The sequence below is a fragment of the Ruegeria halocynthiae genome (assembly GCF_000743705.1).
GTDB lineage: Bacteria > Pseudomonadota > Alphaproteobacteria > Rhodobacterales > Rhodobacteraceae > Ruegeria > Ruegeria halocynthiae_B.
Map to the genome: position 1 here is coordinate 195,001 of NZ_JQEZ01000004.1, position 17,399 is coordinate 212,399.

The 17,399-nt window shown below is 53.7% G+C and carries 16 protein-coding genes, 1 tRNA gene and 2 rRNA genes (1 of these 19 running past the window's edge); 10 read left to right on the forward strand and 9 right to left on the reverse strand.

Annotated features, from left to right (window positions below; translation table 11 throughout):
• From JT51_RS15890 to JT51_RS15925, 7 genes are all read left to right on the forward strand, one after another.
• Positions 1 to 1,798: ribosomal RNA gene (locus tag JT51_RS15890) — 23S ribosomal RNA — on the forward strand; it begins 1,035 nt to the left of the window's first position.
• 192 nt (positions 1,799 to 1,990) lie between these two features.
• Positions 1,991 to 2,105: ribosomal RNA gene (rrf, locus tag JT51_RS15895) — 5S ribosomal RNA — on the forward strand.
• Positions 2,106 to 2,287: 182 nt separating this feature from the next.
• Positions 2,288 to 2,364, forward strand: a tRNA-Met gene (locus tag JT51_RS15900).
• A gap of 210 nt (positions 2,365 to 2,574) precedes the next feature.
• Positions 2,575 to 2,976, forward strand: coding sequence for a hypothetical protein (locus JT51_RS15905; protein ID WP_152563375.1), 402 nt, complete (start codon positions 2,575 to 2,577; stop codon positions 2,974 to 2,976).
• Positions 2,973 to 3,323: an IS66 family insertion sequence element accessory protein TnpB gene (tnpB, locus tag JT51_RS15910; protein ID WP_037314905.1), complete on the forward strand. Its 351-nt coding sequence runs from the start codon at positions 2,973 to 2,975 to the stop codon at positions 3,321 to 3,323. The genes JT51_RS15905 and tnpB overlap by 4 nt, the downstream gene beginning before the upstream one ends.
• Positions 3,324 to 3,351: 28 nt before the next feature.
• Complete coding sequence (locus JT51_RS15915) at positions 3,352 to 3,624, forward strand: hypothetical protein (RefSeq protein WP_152563376.1); 273 nt, start codon at positions 3,352 to 3,354, stop codon at positions 3,622 to 3,624.
• A 377-nt stretch (positions 3,625 to 4,001) separates the two neighbouring features.
• Entirely contained in the window at positions 4,002 to 5,195 is a 1,194-nt protein-coding gene (locus JT51_RS15925; protein ID WP_037314913.1) for a hypothetical protein, read from the forward strand.
• A 192-nt stretch (positions 5,196 to 5,387) separates the two neighbouring features.
• Here the strand turns inward: JT51_RS15925 and JT51_RS15930 are convergent, their stop codons facing one another.
• Entirely contained in the window at positions 5,388 to 6,347 is a 960-nt protein-coding gene (locus tag JT51_RS15930) for a hypothetical protein (protein WP_037314916.1), read from the reverse strand.
• Positions 6,348 to 7,109: 762 nt separating this feature from the next.
• Positions 7,110 to 7,637 (reverse strand): DUF2806 domain-containing protein, encoded by a 528-nt coding sequence (locus JT51_RS15940; RefSeq protein WP_037314922.1) that lies wholly within the window; start codon positions 7,635 to 7,637, stop codon positions 7,110 to 7,112.
• A gap of 250 nt (positions 7,638 to 7,887) precedes the next feature.
• Between JT51_RS15940 and JT51_RS22445 the strand changes: the two genes are divergently transcribed.
• Positions 7,888 to 8,034, forward strand: coding sequence for a DUF7684 family protein (locus tag JT51_RS22445; RefSeq protein ID WP_419177312.1), 147 nt, complete (start codon positions 7,888 to 7,890; stop codon positions 8,032 to 8,034).
• 142 nt (positions 8,035 to 8,176) lie between these two features.
• Here the strand turns inward: JT51_RS22445 and JT51_RS15945 are convergent.
• Both JT51_RS15945 and JT51_RS15955 read right to left on the reverse strand, forming a co-directional pair.
• Positions 8,177 to 9,528, reverse strand: a protein-coding gene (locus JT51_RS15945; RefSeq protein WP_419177295.1) for an IS3 family transposase whose coding sequence is annotated in 2 segments (ribosomal slippage) — positions 8,177 to 9,190 and positions 9,193 to 9,528 — 1,350 coding nt in all. Because the reading frame shifts where the segments join, the coding sequence is not laid out codon by codon here.
• Positions 9,529 to 9,956: 428 nt separating this feature from the next.
• Positions 9,957 to 10,538, reverse strand: a complete 582-nt coding sequence (locus JT51_RS15955; RefSeq protein WP_037314925.1) for a YceI family protein — start codon at positions 10,536 to 10,538, stop codon at positions 9,957 to 9,959.
• A 253-nt stretch (positions 10,539 to 10,791) separates the two neighbouring features.
• Here JT51_RS15955 and JT51_RS15960 point away from each other — a divergent pair, with 253 nt between their 5' ends.
• Positions 10,792 to 12,714, forward strand: coding sequence for a DUF3604 domain-containing protein (locus JT51_RS15960; protein ID WP_037314928.1), 1,923 nt, complete (start codon positions 10,792 to 10,794; stop codon positions 12,712 to 12,714).
• A 111-nt stretch (positions 12,715 to 12,825) separates the two neighbouring features.
• On the opposite strand, the gene JT51_RS15965 is transcribed toward JT51_RS15960, so the two are convergent.
• Genes JT51_RS15965 through rpsJ form a run of 4 tightly spaced genes read right to left on the reverse strand, consistent with a single transcriptional unit; the run spans position 12,826 to position 14,791 of the window.
• A complete protein-coding gene (locus tag JT51_RS15965) occupies positions 12,826 to 13,122 on the reverse strand; it encodes a 50S ribosomal protein L23 (RefSeq protein WP_037314932.1) in 297 nt (98 codons plus the stop codon).
• Positions 13,119 to 13,736, reverse strand: a complete 618-nt coding sequence (rplD, locus tag JT51_RS15970; RefSeq protein ID WP_037314936.1) for a 50S ribosomal protein L4 — start codon at positions 13,734 to 13,736, stop codon at positions 13,119 to 13,121. Before rplD ends, JT51_RS15965 begins: the two co-directional genes overlap by 4 nt.
• A complete protein-coding gene (gene rplC, locus JT51_RS15975) occupies positions 13,733 to 14,458 on the reverse strand; it encodes a 50S ribosomal protein L3 (RefSeq protein ID WP_037314939.1) in 726 nt (241 codons plus the stop codon). The genes rplD and rplC overlap by 4 nt, the downstream gene beginning before the upstream one ends.
• Before the next feature lie 18 nt (positions 14,459 to 14,476).
• On the reverse strand, positions 14,477 to 14,791 hold the full coding sequence (gene rpsJ, locus JT51_RS15980) for a 30S ribosomal protein S10 (RefSeq protein WP_037314942.1): 315 nt from the start codon (positions 14,789 to 14,791) through the stop codon (positions 14,477 to 14,479).
• A 282-nt stretch (positions 14,792 to 15,073) separates the two neighbouring features.
• Here rpsJ and JT51_RS15985 point away from each other — a divergent pair, with 282 nt between their 5' ends.
• Entirely contained in the window at positions 15,074 to 16,090 is a 1,017-nt protein-coding gene (locus tag JT51_RS15985) for a ParA family protein (protein WP_037315430.1), read from the forward strand.
• 103 nt (positions 16,091 to 16,193) lie between these two features.
• Here the strand turns inward: JT51_RS15985 and tuf are convergent, their stop codons facing one another.
• On the reverse strand, positions 16,194 to 17,369 hold the full coding sequence (gene tuf / locus JT51_RS15990; protein ID WP_037311032.1) for an elongation factor Tu: 1,176 nt from the start codon (positions 17,367 to 17,369) through the stop codon (positions 16,194 to 16,196).
• Between the last annotated feature and the right edge of the window lie 30 nt (positions 17,370 to 17,399).

A 17,399-nucleotide genomic window follows, 5' to 3' on the forward strand; every position in this document is an offset into this window, starting at 1 on the left:
CATGGCTAAGTGGGAAAGCAGGTGGGACGACCAAAACAACCAGGAGGTTGGCTTAGAAGCAGCCATCCTTTAAAGATAGCGTAACAGCTCACTGGTCTAAATAAGTTGTCCTGCGGCGAAGATGTAACGGGGCTCAAGCCATGAGCCGAAGTCTAGGATGCCGTAAGGCATGGTAGCAGAGCGTAGTGTGACATAAGACTTATCCTCTTTAGTGTCTTTCGGGGCACCTTGGAGGATCGAGTCTTTTCGATGAAGCTGGCGCGTGAGCGATCCGGTGGAGAGATCACTAGTGAGAATGATGACATGAGTAGCGACAAAGAGTGTGAGAGACACTCTCGCCGAAAGTCCAAGGGTTCCTGCTTAAAGCTAATCTGAGCAGGGTAAGCCGGCCCCTAAGCCGAGGCCGAAAGGCGTAGGCGATGGGAACTAGGTTAATATTCCTAGGCCGTGGAGTGGTGACGGATCTCAGAGGTAGTTCATCCTTATTGGATTGAATGGGCTGCTGAGAGGTTCCTGGAAATAGCCCTCCTATAAGACCGTACCCTAAACCGACACAGGTGGACTGGTAGAGAATACCAAGGCGCTTGAGAGAACGATGTTGAAGGAACTCGGCAAAATACCTCCGTAAGTTCGCGAGAAGGAGGCCCGGTTCCTAGGCAACTAGGGGCTGGGGGCACAAACCAGGGGGTGGCGACTGTTTATTAAAAACACAGGGCTCTGCGAAGTCGCAAGACGACGTATAGGGTCTGACGCCTGCCCGGTGCCTGAAGGTTAAAAGGAGAGGTGAGAGCCTTGAATTGAAGCCCAGGTAAACGGCGGCCGTAACTATAACGGTCCTAAGGTAGCGAAATTCCTTGTCGGGTAAGTTCCGACCTGCACGAATGGCGTAACGACTTCCCCGCTGTCTCCAACATCGACTCAGCGAAATTGAATTGCCTGTCAAGATGCAGGCTTCCCGCGGTTAGACGGAAAGACCCCGTGCACCTTTACTACAGCTTCGCACTGGCATCAGGATTGTGATGTGCAGGATAGGTGGTGGGCTTTGAAGCAGAGACGCAAGTCTTTGTGGAGCCTCCCTTGAGATACCACCCTTCGCACTCTTGATGTCTAACCGCGGTCCGTTATCCGGATCCGGGACCCTGCGTGGCGGGTAGTTTGACTGGGGCGGTCGCCTCCTAAAGCGTAACGGAGGCGCGCGAAGGTTGGCTCAGAGCGGTCGGAAATCGCTCGTTGAGTGCAATGGCAGAAGCCAGCCTGACTGCGAGACTGACAAGTCGAGCAGAGTCGAAAGACGGCCATAGTGATCCGGTGGTCCCGAGTGGAAGGGCCATCGCTCAACGGATAAAAGGTACGCCGGGGATAACAGGCTGATACTGCCCAAGAGTCCATATCGACGGCAGTGTTTGGCACCTCGATGTCGGCTCATCTCATCCTGGGGCTGGAGCAGGTCCCAAGGGTACGGCTGTTCGCCGTTTAAAGAGGTACGTGAGCTGGGTTTAGAACGTCGTGAGACAGTTCGGTCCCTATCTGCCGTGGGTGTAGGAGACTTGAGAGGAGTTGCCCCTAGTACGAGAGGACCGGGGTGAACGATCCACTGGTGGACCTGTTGTTGCGCCAGCAGCAGTGCAGGGTAGCTATGATCGGACAGGATAACCGCTGAAGGCATCTAAGCGGGAAGCCCCCCTCAAAACAAGGTCTCCCTGAGGGCCGTGGAAGACCACCACGTCAATAGGCCGGAGATGTAAGCGCAGTAATGCGTTCAGTTGACCGGTACTAATCGCCCGATAGGCTTGATTTGATCCAGTAATGGAAAGACAAATCAAAAGCATACACTTCATTAAACATGGATAACTTCGTCGCTTTTGCTACGCAAACAGCGACGGTGTTGATTGATGCACAACCGTGCAGGAACGCGCATCCGCTTCGCGAATACGCTGCCTCCTGCCCGTCGCGCTTGCTACGCAAGTCGCGACGTGGGGATTTTCCTCGGTTTGGTGGTCATAGCGCAAGCAAAACACCCGGTCCCATCCCGAACCCGGAAGTTAAGTGCTGCCGCGCCAATGGTACTTGGGCTTAAGCCCCGGGAGAGTAGGTCACCGCCAAACCTAGAAAAATCCCCCTCTCTCATGACGATCAAATAAACGACCCGGCCTCAAGCAAATATGCATCAGGCCAACATGGCCTCAAGTCGCGTAAGCAATAGGCCAGCAAACGGTCTCAAATAGCCGAATAGGCGGTAGACCAACCAAAGACCTCAAGTAGCGCAAGCGATAGGTCTCAAAAGTGTCGCGGGATGGAGCAGCCCGGTAGCTCGTCAGGCTCATAACCTGAAGGTCGTAGGTTCAAATCCTACTCCCGCAACCAAACTTAACGAACAATAACAGATACTTACGCATCGCCTTCGGGCGGCGTTTCTATTTGCACGACAGCGCGTGGAAGCACTGTGGAAGCAAGCGGGACGAATGTAAGGTAAGCGTTGCATGTAGCCCGTAAGCGTTGCATCTGACCCCCTAAATCACCCCTGATCAGCCATTTTCTTCCATGGCATACTGCCAAGAAAGAGAGGCGGCAGCCATGGGGCAATTCCCACAGTCATTCGAAGTCTACGGCTACACCATCGAAGTGCATGCGGGCGGACGCCGTGTCTGGCCGCCCAGTTTCAAGCGGTTTGTCAAAACCAAACTTGATCTTGGTGAACTGACCGTCGGTGACATCATGAAGGATTGCAACGTTTCGCAATCCCTCGTCTATAAATGGAGGTCAGACGTGAAATCTTCACGGGTAAGAAGCGTCGCGCGGAACGAAGAACGGATTTTTTCGGAAGTTCTGATTAACGAAGAGACACAGCCAAACCGCGATCTGGAAACTGACAATCGCATTCTTCTGACGCACCGGGAAAGCACCTTGTCTTTTCCCGCCAATTATCCGGTGAACGATCTGGTCAAAATCGCGCTCGCGATGGATAAACAATCATGATTGCCCCAGCCGGTAATTTCAAATTCTACGTCGCCACCAAGCCGGTTGATTTTCGTAAAGGCATGGATGGTTTGGCAGCGATCGTTCTGAATGAATTCGATCTCGATCCATTTAGTGGTGCTATCTTCATCTTCCGTTCAAAACGCGCTGACCGGCTGAAACTCATAGTCTGGGATGGGACGGGTCTTGTGCTGGTCTACAAGCGGATCGAGGGTAAAGGCTTTGAATGGCCCCGCGTCAGTGACGGGGTGATGACGATGACCAAATCGCAGTTTGAAGCCCTTTTCGAAGGGCTCGACTGGAAGCGTGTGATAGCGCGAGGCACACGGCGTCCGATCGCTGTCTGACGGTTAGTATCAACGAAGGAGTTACATCTTGTCAGATATGGTCATCACCAACATTCCTGAATCCGTCATGGGGACGCTTCTATCCGGTGCTGCGGAGAGCAATCTGTCAGTCGAAGACTACGCTAGGCAGCTTGTCTGTGATGCCGCTGCGCGTGCTATCCTGGCGAAGGGCCAAGATATCTCGGCGGCGCAGCTACAAGACAACCTGAGCGCTTTTCTTAGGATCGCCGAGTATCAACCAATCTTCATCATTGATGAATTGGGAAGACGATTTGCTTTGATATCTATTACCGAATTCTAACGCTTGACCGGGACTTCCGAAAACACCGCCAACTGACGTGGCACGGGAACGATAAATGCGTAATTTCCCCGGCTGCGGTTGCTTGCACTCAGGCATTTGTCTGGCTGCTGTCGACTTTCTTTCCCCCTCCCCGAAAACGGCTATCCCATGTGCAAAATGAGAAGGGAAACAACAATCGACCAAGCGCTCAAACAAGAGATCTTCGACATAGAGGGCCACCAAGCGGACCTTCGCTGCGAGCGCAGTTCTCATCGACACCAAGGACAGCTTTGCGTAAAAAGGCAAGCTTTTCGGAGCTTTTACCTTGCCCCAAAAGCTGCCATTTATGCTGTGAGCAGCATGCTTGCTCCATATTTTATTACTCAAGGCAGAATACATTGATCTATGAGATTGAAAGGTGGGAAAAGCCTACCCCCGATGAGATGAAATCCTTTGTCCACCGGAAGAAAGCAAAGAAAGGCAAGCTCAGGGAGAGCTGCCTAGTCTTCCGAAAGCACCTTTCACCTCTAACTGTTTATAAATATCTCTTCGCTCGATTTGGGCCACCCTATGGTATCCAGACTTTGACTAAGAGTCCGAACGATAGCGACAACCTGATCCATTGGGATTACCTGATCAAAGCCGGGTCCGACATGCTTTGGATCCAAGGTGGTAACCGAGATGTACACGTTTTCGTTTCGGGCAGAACTATGAAATCCAAAGATTGGGTACAGCTTGCGCAAACGCTAAAAAAAGACTTCGCACGATGCGGTTCAGAGATGGCCAAAATCGGCTCTACGCTGGAAAAATGGAGTATCGTGTCGAATAGGTTCGCCATGATCGCAGATGCTTGCGCCGGATTCCACAACGTGCTGATAGACGAAGTTGAAGAACCTGACTTTGCACCTCACAAACGCAATACAAAAGCCGGGATTAAGCGGTATCAACGTCAGGTCAAGAAGATTGGTGAAAGGGCGACACGCGTGTTTAGCGCGTCACTCGCTCTTGATCTTATTACCCCAATCCTCGCAGAGTCTTTCATCAACTTGATTATCTTTCTAACACGGAAAGACGAGTTAAAACGCAATTCCCGCCAGTACGACCACTACATACGGCAACCGATTGACACTCGGGTTTTTGACTTACACCTAAAGTGCAATTGCTTCACTGGTGGCGTAGATCCCAATAGCGAGGACTTTAAGGCGTTTAAACGCGTAATGGACCGGCGGAACTATAACCTGCATGGCAACATCGACCCAGCGAAGGATACCATTGAGACGGTCTATTTCGACAAGTTCACTCCGCTCTATGAGCGAGGCGCTGATCCAATTCTCGAACTATTCAGAAAGAAAGAAGCCGTCTTTGATGTTCCGGGCGTCCTAAGCCGTTACCACGACGTGCATTCGTTCCTCCAGTATGTGCTGAGTCTGATCGAGAAATCGCACCGCGCTGAGCTTGAGATGATCATGGACGGCGGGGAATTTGGTTTCGATGTCAGCCGAAAAAGACCTGGGCGTCTCTTTGCAGCTCACGAAGCTATGATGCTAATGCCATTCGATTATGACGATGAACTGAATGTGGATTGGCGATAGCATATTGCTCACATCAAGCAGCCAAACCGCTAAGGCAGAATGTGTGGTTAGTGCGGTTCGCTACGTGTAGTGCAGAGAGCACAAAGAGCGGCAGCAAGCCGACTTTGGATGCACTTGCTCGAAAGTCAGCTCTACTGAGCTGACTCTAAGCAAAGGAGGAATGGATCATCTGACAACGCACAAAACTCGCAATCAGATGAATTTCTCCGCCAGTTTCTGCTTTCCCGTTGGGTCTGTTTGTTGCAATTTGTCGTCCTTGGGATAGTAAAACCCGGACACACTCAAATCAAATTCGCCAATACTGACCCGCACCGAGTATTCCATACCATCGCCCCAAGTATCCCGGATGCGAACGTTGCAGGTTTCCCCGCGCAACTCGAAAACAAATTCACGAGATTCATCGGTTACGCTGTCAAGCGGTGCTGCGGCGTCCAGAGCCGCCCGTATCAGCGTCCGAGCGATTGCGCTGCGTTTTCGCTCTGAAAGCATGTCTAGCGACATTTCCTTAATCGGGCCGAACATCCCGCTGTCATTCAGGGTTTCGAGAATTTTTCGCATATGTCGCCCGGTATAGTCGTTCACCAGTAATGATGATCGGGCTCCGTGTGGCTTACCAAGTGTCAGATACCGAATGTTCCACCACGTTTCCGCAACCTTAGCTTCCCGAGCGTGTTCAACGGTTGCCTGAACGAACCAAGCCAATGCATCACGGCTCCGAATTGTTCCGTCAGCTTCTAGTTCTACCTCCCAAGCCTCAATCAGTACCGGGAACGCGTTGTCCATGTAGAGAGGTCCACTAAGACGTTCAGCATTCAACCCTTTCACTTGGTTCACCGTTTCGACGAGTTGGTCTGCATCTGCTTCACTGTATGGGCACGTGAGCATCCCTCGCACAAACTCCTGCGTGTGATCGCATGGGGCATAGATTGGCAGTTCTGAATAGCTGGGAGCGTGCCAGTGGTGTTGGGGGCGCTCAGGCGGTGCAGTCAAGATTGGATGCCAATCAGGCAAGCAATCGACGGCATTGCCTAGCCGGTCTTGCACCTCATTAAACAGTTCTAAACCTGCTGCCGAGTCAGAGAGGTTACTGGTGAAGTAGCTCGCCACCTGGCTGTTCAAACGGACGGCGGCTTGGTTTGCACGAAATTCCATATCTATATACCTTCACGTCATGCGGTGTTTTACGTTAATTAATTATTTCACGTGAATACGTCAAGTACCGTTCTTAGCGGTAAAAAATTTCCCTAAGATGAACGGCGGGAAAGTCCCGTATCCCCGAATTTGCAATGCTTGCTGGTGAGTAACAGTTAGGTGTTGGCGAAGCTCATTTTTTTCTAGACATGCGAAAGTGAGGTTCTTCTCACTTCGCCGCTATCTGTACACTCTGCAGGCAAAGTCTGGTTTCCGCAGTTCGCGACTTGCTGCACGAGCGAAACTCAGGCCACCGATGAAGGTCTGTTAAGGGCTCACTAATGCGCCAAGTCAGCCGGTTGGTTCGGGGAAAAGGACTTCCACCTGAGCGCCTGGCGTGTGCAATTCAATGCGCGCTACGCCTTGGTTTGCCAAACTTAGACCTACTTCTCGTATATTCACCGTGTAGTCAGGTGGAGCAAGGATGCTACCAATCTGGGTGCCGACGCGAGTAAATGCTATGTAGGCCCACTTGGCTTGACTATTGAATGGGTACTTGACTGATAACGTTATTCCAGCGGCGCTGATTGGAGACCATAAGCCAAACCCATCTTGAACGAGGGGTTGCTGTGGCAAATACTGGTAGCTTTGCGATGGTGCCATCAGTCCTACTTCTGTCAGTCTCTGCCACCTTGAGTACCAATCGCCTAATTGGAAGTCGCGATTGAAATTGACAGCCTTACCAACACTTCTCGCCCACATCTGGTTAAAATCTTGGGCTGTTTATTGATCCATCTCGGAGATTGCGCGCAAAGTTCTCAGGTTGAAGGACCCTGGGTGTACTACTTCACCTGCAAGAACACGTCCGAACATATCTTGAAGTCGCTCTGAAGTCGCGTCTTCTGCGAACCGTGAAAAAAGGTTCATCCAGTCTTCGTCAGGTGCGGAAGCGTTGGCTCCATCTTCAGTCATCCCTGAGACATAGTCAGCAGCTCTTTGAGCGACATGTATCCTATTCTTTGTCTTGCGCACTTTGTCCGGCAAATAAACCTCAGCGGCCGCTTGCAGAATCTCCGGGTCCAGCGTCGCCTCTTTTGCCACCGCTTTTGCCAATTCACTGGCGACTAAAGATCGCCCCTTCGTTGTATCATCTATTCCTTGGGTCGACCTTCTTACCCAAGCCGCTGGAATATTCGAAAGCCCGCCAAGCATGCCCATCATTGCCTTCAGAAAGTCCTTCTTAATTGGGGCAGGCAAGCCAGTTGCGGCCTCGGAAATCATCTCTAACCCATTCAACTCCGAATCGCACATGTCAAACCTCTTAGCAAAAAATGAGCAACCTCAGATTGTCCTGCTATGATGCTGAAATTCAACCTGTTTCAAACGCCTCGTTTCGATGCCTTGGTCGACAGATGTCTTTGATTCATGGGAAACCACTTAAAACTGGTAATCTCCCTATGTCCGCTCATGCGCCTTTGCGGCACGCTGCACATGCGAGGGTGTGCCTGGCCGTCAACGGCAACTTTGGGCTCAACGTGCCAGCTCCAGCACGTCGCAGGGAATGTCGGCAGCGAGCCCGAAGCGGTCCCGGGCTCTTGCTCGGCTTTGTTCGCGAGCATACCCCGAAGAAAAGTTCGTTATGACTTCATGGCATGATGAAGAAACGCTCGAAGAAGCCGTGGAGTTCGCGAGGCATTGCACGAAGTAGTCTGATGTAAAACTAGACGACATTCTGGTTCTCGATTTTGGACACCAGGAACGCGGGGGCTTTATCGAGTGTCCGTCGTCATATAAAATGGGACATCAGAGCGGCTTGATTATTGGAGGCTCTGGTTCGTTAACGTGATTGATTATGCGGCTTGTTTTTGATGTTGCAAGCGGCGTTGTTGGATTGTCAGCTTCTTGATCTTTGCCCTTTCTCTGATGATGGCTTTGTCACGCCCGAAGTAGACGTCTGCCGGTGTGACGTTGTTCAGGCTCTCGTGGTATCGCTCGTTATTGTAGTAATCGACGAAAGCCTCGATCTGACGTTCCAGATCGCCGGGCAGGTAGTAGTTTTCCAGCAGAACCCGGTTCTTCATGGTTTGATGCCAACGCTCGATCTTGCCCTGGGTTTGCGGGTGGAACGGAGCGCCGCGAACATGGCCCATCTTTTGGTCTTCCAGCCATTCGGCCAAATCGCCGGAGATGTAACAGGACCCATTGTCACTCAGCAGGCGTGGCTTGTGCCGAACGATGGCCTGGTCGCATCCAGATGCCGCCAGAGCCAGTTCGATTGTGTCAGTCACGTCTTCGGCCCGCATGTTTGTGCAGAGCTTCCAGGCAACGATATAGCGGCTGAAATCGTCCAGGATCGTGCTGAGATAAAACCAGCCCCAGCCGATGATCTTGAAGTAAGTGAAGTCGGTCTGCCACATCTCGTTGATGGCGGTGGTTTTATCCGTGAACTCGTCGGCTGCTTTGATCACGACGTAGTCTGGTGCGGTAATCAGATCAGCTTCCTTCAAAAATCGATAAGCAGATGATTCAGAAATAAAATACCGCTTTTCGTCGGTGTATTTGACCGCCAGCTCCCGTGTCGTTAACACCTCATGTTCCAACGCAAACTCGATCAGATCATCCCGCCTAGCTTGTGGAATGCGGTTCCAGACAGACTTTGGGCAAGGTGAGCGATCCGCCAGGGCATCAAAGCCGCCTTCGACATAGCGATCATACCAACGATAAAATGTCGTGCGGGGGATGCCCAGCATGTCCAGGGTCTGCTTGGTGGGCAGATGGGACCCCTCAACGGTGCGGATGATCTCCAGTTTCTCAGAGGCAGGGTATCTCATTCCTCGAACTCCCCAGCCCCTGTCATGCTTTTTTTGAGCAGGCGGTTTTCAAGGGTCAGATCGGCGACGCATTCCTTCAGTGCCGTCGCCTCGGATCGAAGCTCCTTCACTTCAGGCGACGTCGCTTGCCGGGCTGTATCGCCAGACAGACGGCGTTTCCCGGCTTCGAGGAACTCCTTTGACCAGCTGTAATACAGGCTCTCAGAAATGCCCTCGCGCCGACACAGTGCCGAGATGCTTTCCTCACCACGAAGACCCGCCAAAACAATGCGGATCTTCTCCTCCGCCGAATAGGTTTGCCGCGTCTTGCGGCGGATGGTTTTGACCAACTTGGTAGCCGAAGCTTTGCTGGTTCCGGATTTCTTGTTCATCTTCACTCCTTGACGGTTACGATGAACCAGAAATCCTCCGTTGTTCAAATCCTCAAATCTGTCCCACAGGTGCTGACGTCAAACACCGACGCTGACTTTGCCTCCTTTATCCAGGAACTCCTGAATAAGGGCATCATCTGTCGTTTCTTTGGGAACATGTTTCATGGGTGTGACGCTATCCGCATCACGCGTCCAGAGCAACGGCTGCTTTCCAAGGAACACAAAGAGGGTTTTGCAAAATTATACGCGCCCGGTTTGAGCGCAAAGCCCAGGTTCGCCAAAACGAAAAGCCCCCGCTATTGCGGGGGTCTTCATTTCTCTCTCAAGACAGTTCCGATCAGAGATCGGAGGACACGTCGACGGAGTTACCCTGTTTCAGGGGCACATGTGGTTCTAAACGTCTTTGCAGCGATCGAACGAGCGTTGGTTTACCCGTCCGCTTTCATCTCGGTTACGATGGAGATGGTGATCGGCCCGGTCGAGAATGGCCCCACACCGAATTCCATATGGTCAATCTCGGCCGTTGCCGAAAAAGCCACCCAATCGCCCTTATAATATTCGATTGCATCGCCCAGCGGGTGCGGCCCCTGAAGGGTCATCGTCGTCTCAAGAACGACGGGTTTGGTAACTCCGTGGATCGTCAGATCCCCGGTCACATTCGCCGTAGTGTCACCCGTGCGTTCAATTTCGGTGCTGACAAAAGTGATCTCGGGATAGGTTTCCACCTCAAGGAAATCGGCGGATTTCAGGTGATCATCCAGCGGGCCAAAACCCGAGGTGACACTGCTGGCATCAATAGTCACGCTCAGCGTCGATGCTTCGACGTTCTCAGCATTCAGATCCAACGTGCCCTCGGCGGTAGTGAATTCGCCGTTCTGATTTGAAACGCCCGCATGGCTCCAACCGAAACGTACCTCGGTATGTCCCTGATCGGTTTTGTAAACCTGCGCCTGAGCAGACGTGGCAGCAATGGCCAAAGCAAGGGCCGCGACAATAGATTTGCAGTTCATTATACAGGCCTTTTCTGATCCCAGATACGTTATTAGATGGATTTTCATCTTAGGGGCGGCCCTCCAAACCACAATAAAATAAGGGCAAGGCACGCAGTTGTGAATTAAGGCCTGCGCAGCCTTTTAATCATTCATATTCGAATGTTTTGCTTTTTCGCGCCATCTCTGCATAATCACCCCCATCTGCAGCAATACCTTTGAAACATGCCGACTTAAGTTCGGCACAGAAGCCCGTTCAAACCAGGAGTTTCGAATGCTAAGACTTCTATTATCGACCACTCTGGTCGCATTTACCCCCGCAATCTCATTCGCGGACGGCGCCCCAAGCGCGGCAGCCGCCGAGGGCACATTCGCCGATCCCCCGTTTTCACCCTATGCCGACCGAAGCTTTCCCGAACGGCCGCTTTGGGGCGACACGCATCTGCACACCGCCCTTTCATTGGATGCAGGGGCCTTTGGAAATACGTTGCTACCGGATGAGGCCTGGCGCTTTGCCAAGGGTGAACAGGTCATCTCGTCCTCCGGTCAACCGGTGCGGTTGGCGCGCCCGTTGGACTGGATGGTGCTGACGGACCATACGGACCTGATGGGCTTTGCCCCGGATTTGCAGGCCGGTAAGCCCGGGGTTCTGTCTGACCCCAAAGGGCTGGAATGGTACGAGGGGTACAAGGCCGGTGGAGAGGCCGCCGGCAAGGCCGCATTCGACATCATCGGCAACTTTTCACAGGGCACCCTGCCCGAGGTTCTGCTGGAATCCTACAGCCCGGGGGCCGATGCGTTTTCGTTTACCTGGGAACACATCGTCATGGCGGCCGAACGTCACAATGACCCCGGAAACTTCACCGCCTTCATCGGCTTTGAATGGACGTCGGTTCCCAAGGGGTTCAACCTGCATCGCAATGTCATGCTGCGGGATGGCCCGATCCGCGCCTTGAAATTCGTACCACCCGTGACCCAGCCCCCCATGGGGGATACCGACCCCAAGATCCTTTACGAATGGTTGGAACAATATCAGGGGGAAACCGGTGGCCGCGCCATAGCGTTTGCGCACAACGGGAACCTGTCGAACGGCTGGATGTTTCCGACCAAAGACACCTATCACGGTGGCAAGGTCGATGAGGCATACGTCCAAAACCGCGCCAAATGGGAACCGCATTACGAAGTCACGCAGATCAAGGGCGATGGTGAGGCGCATCCCTTTCTCAGCCCCGATGACGAATTCGCCGATTACGAAAACTGGGACGTCGGCAACCTTGATATTACCGAACTGAAAACCGAGGACATGCTGGCCGGTGAATACGCCCGCGAGGCCCTGAAGCTTGGGCTGTCGCTAGAGGCCAAGTTTGGCGTCAATCCCTACAAGTTCGGGATGGGCGGCGCGACCGACAGCCACACGTCACTGGCCACCGCCGAAGAGGACAACTACTTTGGCAAAAGCGTCAGCGTAGAGCCCTCTCCTACGCGGGTATTGCACCCCTTTGTCGAAAGCGATCTGGGCTCGTTCGAGGGCCACACTCTTGTCGCCTCGGGCTATACGGCAGTCTGGGCTACAGAAAACACGCGTGCGGCCATTTTCGACGCATTCAAGCGGCGCGAGACCTATGCCTCTACGGGGCCGCGGATTGGTCTCAGGTTTTTTGGCGGCTGGGATTTCTCGGACGAAGACCTCCGAACCCGCTGGCTGGCTGATGTCGGTTATACCAAAGGCGTTCCGATGGGTGGCGACCTGCGCAAGCGCGAAGGCGATGGCGCGCCCAACTTCCTGATCGCCGCTTTACGTGATCCGATCGGCGCAAACCTTGACCGCGTTCAGGTCATCAAAGGTTGGATGGATGCCGATGGCGCGCTTCATGAAAAAGTCTATGATGTCGCGTGGTCGGATGACAGGGTGCCGGGCGACGACGGCAAGCTGCCTGCCGTCGGAAACACCGTCGATCTGGACACGGCAAGCTGGATGAACAACATCGGCGCATCGGAATTACTGACAGTCTGGACCGACCCCGATTTCGACCCCGCGCAACGGGCATTCTATTACGCGCGAGTTCTCGAAATCCCCACGCCGCGCTGGGTTCTGTACGACAAGGTGCGATACGGCACCGATCTGCCCGAAGAGGCACAGCTGACGCATCAGGAACGCGCCTATTCCTCACCCATCTGGTACACACCGGAAGGGTAAGCGGCTTACCAGGGCTGCGCCCTGCTGCTTAGGTCAGGCGCAGACCGCCCCCCAATGCCAAAGGCCCCCGCAATCGCAGGGGCCTTTGTTTTCTTCCAAAGACGGGTTCGATCAGAGACCGGTGGACACGTCGATGGTGTTACCCTCTTCCAGGGTCACATATGCTTTTTTGACGTCTTTCCGCTTGCCCAACTGGCCGCGGAACCGCTTGACCTTGCCTTTGGTGATGGTGGTGTTAACCGCCTTCACCTTGACACCAAACAGCGATTCAACCGCTTCTTTGATCTGCGGCTTGTTGCTGTCGATCGCCACTTCAAAGACAACCGCGCCATTTTCAGACGCCATGGTCGACTTTTCAGTAATGATCGGCTTGCGGATCACGTCATAGTGTTCTGCCTTCGCGCTCATTTCAGTCGAGCCTCCAGTGCTTCGACACCCGCTTTGGTGATCACCAGAGTGTCACGCTTGAGGATGTCATAGACGTTTGCGCCCATCGTCGGCAGGATATCCAGACCTTCGATGTTTGCGGCTGCACGGGCGAAACCTTCGTTCACGGTAGCGCCGTCGATAACCAGAGCGCGTTTCCAGCCCAGGTTTGCAACCTGTTTGGCCAGAGCGGCAGTCTTGCCCTCGGATGCGGCGTCTTCGATCACGACCAGTTCACCTGCCTTGGCTTTTGCCGACAGAGCGTGGCGCAGGCCAAGCTTGCGGAACTTCTTCGGCAGGTCATGACCATGCGAACGCACGACCGGACCTTTATAGATACCACCACCCCGGAAGATCGGCGCGTTACGGTCACCATGGCGTGCGCCACCGGTGCCCTTCTGGCGATAGATCTTCTTGGTCGAGTAGCTGGTTTCCGAGCGGGTCTTGACCTTGTGGGTGCCAGCCTGCGCATTGTTGCGCTGCCAACGAACCACACGGTGCAGGATGTCCGCGCGCGGCTCAAGGCCGAACAGGTCTGCATCCAGCTCGATGTTGCCGGCTTTGCCGCCGTCCAGTTTGATTACATCAAGTTTCATGCTTCACCACCTTCCGCAGGCGCTTCTTCCGCCGGAGCTTCGGTTGCGGCACCTTTCACGGCTGCCGGGAACGGCAGACCTTCGGGTGCTTTCTTCTTGACGGCGTCCTTGACAGTGACCCAGCCCGATTTCGGTCCGGGAACGGCGCCTTTGATGAATACCAGGTTCCGGTCGGCGTCGGTTTTGACGACTTCCAGGTTCTGGGTGGTAACACGGGCTGCACCCATGTGACCGGCCATCTTCTTGCCCTTGAACACCTTGCCCGGGTCCTGACACTGGCCAGTTGAACCGTGCGAACGGTGGCTGATCGAAACACCGTGCGAGGCGCGAAGACCACCGAAGTTATGGCGCTTCATTGCACCGGCAAAGCCTTTACCGATCGAGGTGCCCGAAACGTCAACCTTCTGACCTTCCAGGAAGTGTTCTGCCGAAATTTCGGCGCCCACTTCGATCAGGCCATCAGCAGAGACGCGGAACTCGGCCAGCTTACGCTTGGGCTCGACCTTGGCAGCGGCATAGTGGCCGCGCATGGCTTTCGAGGTGCGTTTTGCCTTGGCAGCACCGGCACCCAGCTGAACAGCGGTATAGCCGTCCTGCTCGTCAGTGCGCTGTGCAACAACCTGCAGGTTGTCCAGGTGAAGAACGGTCACAGGAATCTGCTTGCCGTCTTCCATGAACAGGCGGGTCATGCCGACTTTTTTTGCGATAATACCAGAGCGCATAATCAATACCCTCCGATCTTACGACTGCAACTTGATCTCGACGTCCACACCAGCGGCGAGGTCGAGCTTCATCAGCGCGTCAACGGTCTGGGGGGTCGGATCAACGATGTCGAGCATACGCTTGTGCGTACGGATCTCGAACTGGTCGCGGGATTTCTTGTCAACGTGAGGACCACGGAGAACCGTGAACTTCTCGATCTTGTTCGGCAGCGGGATCGGGCCACGCACGTTCGCGCCGGTCCGCTTGGCAGTGTTGACGATCTCTTGCGTGCTGGCATCCAGAACGCGATAGTCAAATGCCTTGAGCCGAATACGGATATTTTGGCTTTGCATAATAACAGCCTTTTATCAGGCGTTGAGGTTGAGAGGAGGACAAGCGCGCATCGCCAACCCTCATCGAACCCAAAAGGCGGGAATCACCCCGCCTTGATGTTCTTATAGAGAACTCGCGCGATCTACAGGGGTTGGTGGGGTTTGGCAAGGGAGAAGTTCTAGACTTACAACAGTGTTAGGCTTCCGCAATCAGCCGCATTTTCCTTATTTTGGTACCCATAATACTTGTGTCCGTACTTTTTGTACTTTATTGGGGATGAAGAAACCAAAATCGGAGCAGCCATGAAGTACGCATTCTGGAACAACAAAGGTGGAACAGGCAAGACAACTCTTTCCTTTCAAACCATTAGCGAGCTTGCGCGCCAAAATCCAACTAAGAAATTCTTAGTCATCGATTGTTGCCCTCAGGCTAACCTTTCGGAGCTTTTGCTTGGTAGCTTGCAGGGCAACGGTGGTCGAAATCTACTGATCCTTCAGGGTGGGCAGGTCAGAAAAACGATCGGCGGGTATTTCGAACTACGCCTCCCTACACCTTTTAGCCCGCCTGTATTTACGCCCGAGGATTTCATTTGTAATCCCCACCGCTTCAACGCAAATGTGCCGAGTAATGTAGATTTACTTGCAGGTGATCCACTTTTGGAACTGCAAGCAAACACCATGTACACGATGGCAAACGTAAGCAGTCCAGTTGCGAATAACTGGCTGGCAGTAATTCTTTGGCTCGAAGACTTCTTGTCCGCTTTGTCAACAGATTACGACTATGTTTTCTTCGACTTGAATCCCAGCTTCTCGCTATACACTCAAATTGCATTGGCTGCGTGCGACCGACTGCTCTTACCTGTTATGGCGGACGACTCGTCGCGTAGGGCAATCCAGAACGCATTTTCTCTTGTTTATGGCCTTAGGCTTCCTTCTCCGATCTACGCACAACACGCTTTTTCGAGCCAGCTTGAAAGTGCTAACCGGAAGCCACCTCAAACTCATTTGGTTATCAAAAACCGCTTAACTCAGTACATGGGACCTGCATCTGGATATGCCGCGGTGCTGAAGTCTATCAACGAAGATGTAGCCGACCTGTCTAAGGCGAATCCACAACACTTCTCGTTCTCTAACGAGAGCGATGCCTTTTGCGAAATTAGAGATTTTCAAACATGTGGTGTCGTGGCAGCAGCGCGAGGATTACCATTCTCGAAAATGAATGCTAGCCGTTATGACGTCTTCGGGAAACGTGTCCAAGTTAATCGCGAGCAGATTGATCTTGCGACAGACCATATAAGGCGCATCGTTTCGAAGCTCTAGTTCAACAAAGAAGGCCGCCCCGGTTTGGAGCGGCCTTCTCTAGTTCAACCGAGTGGGCTCTCATTGCTCTTTCAGAGCAACTGCCGCCCACCGCTTTCCAAAATTATTCTACAATTTTGGAAACAACTCCGGCGCCGACGGTGCGGCCGCCTTCGCGGATGGCGAAGCGCAGGCCGTTTTCCATCGCGATGGGCGCGATCAGCTCGACGCCGAACGACACGTTGTCGCCGGGCATGACCATCTCGGTGCCTTCGGCCAGGGTCACGGTGCCGGTCACGTCAGTCGTACGGAAGTAGAACTGCGGGCGGTAGTTCGCGAAGAACGGCGTGTGACGGCCACCTTCATCCTTGGTCAGGATATAGGCTTCGGCTTCGAACTTGGTGTGCGGTGTCACCGAACCCGGCTTACACAGAACCTGACCACGCTCAACGCCTTCACGGTCGATGCCGCGCAGCAGGGCGCCGATGTTGTCGCCCGCTTCGCCGCGGTCCAGCAGCTTGCGGAACATTTCAACGCCGGTACAGGTGGTTTTCTGAGTGTCGCGGATGCCGACGATTTCGATCTCGTCGCCAACGTTGATCACGCCACGCTCGACACGACCGGTCACAACCGTACCACGACCCGAGATCGAGAACACGTCTTCGACCGGCATCAGGAACGGCTGGTCAACAGCGCGCTCAGGTGTCGGGATGTACTCATCCACGGCCGCCATCAGCTTGCGGATCGATTCTTCGCCAATCTCCGGGTTGTTGCCTTCCATCGCGGCCAGAGCCGAACCGGCAATGATCGGAATGTCGTCGCCGGGGTAGTCATACGAAGACAGCAGCTCGCGGATTTCCATTTCCACCAGTTCCAGAAGTTCTTCGTCGTCAACCTGGTCAACTTTGTTCATGAACACGACCATGGTCGGGATGCCAACCTGGCGGCCCAGCAGGATGTGCTCGCGGGTCTGCGGCATCGGGCCGTCAGCGGCGTTCACAACCAGGATCGCGCCGTCCATCTGCGCCGCACCGGTGATCATGTTCTTGACATAGTCGGCGTGGCCGGGGCAGTCGACRTGCGCATAGTGGCGGTTGTCAGTCTCGTATTCCACGTGGGCGGTCGAGATCGTGATGCCGCGGGCTTTTTCTTCCGGCGCGCCGTCAATCTGGTCATACGCTTTGAAGTCACCAAAATACTTGGTGATCGCTGCGGTCAGCGTGGTCTTGCCGTGGTCAACGTGGCCAATCGTGCCGATGTTGACGTGCGGCTTGTTACGCTCAAACTTTTCCTTTGCCATGGTTAGGCTCCTTTTTCGGTAATGAAGGGA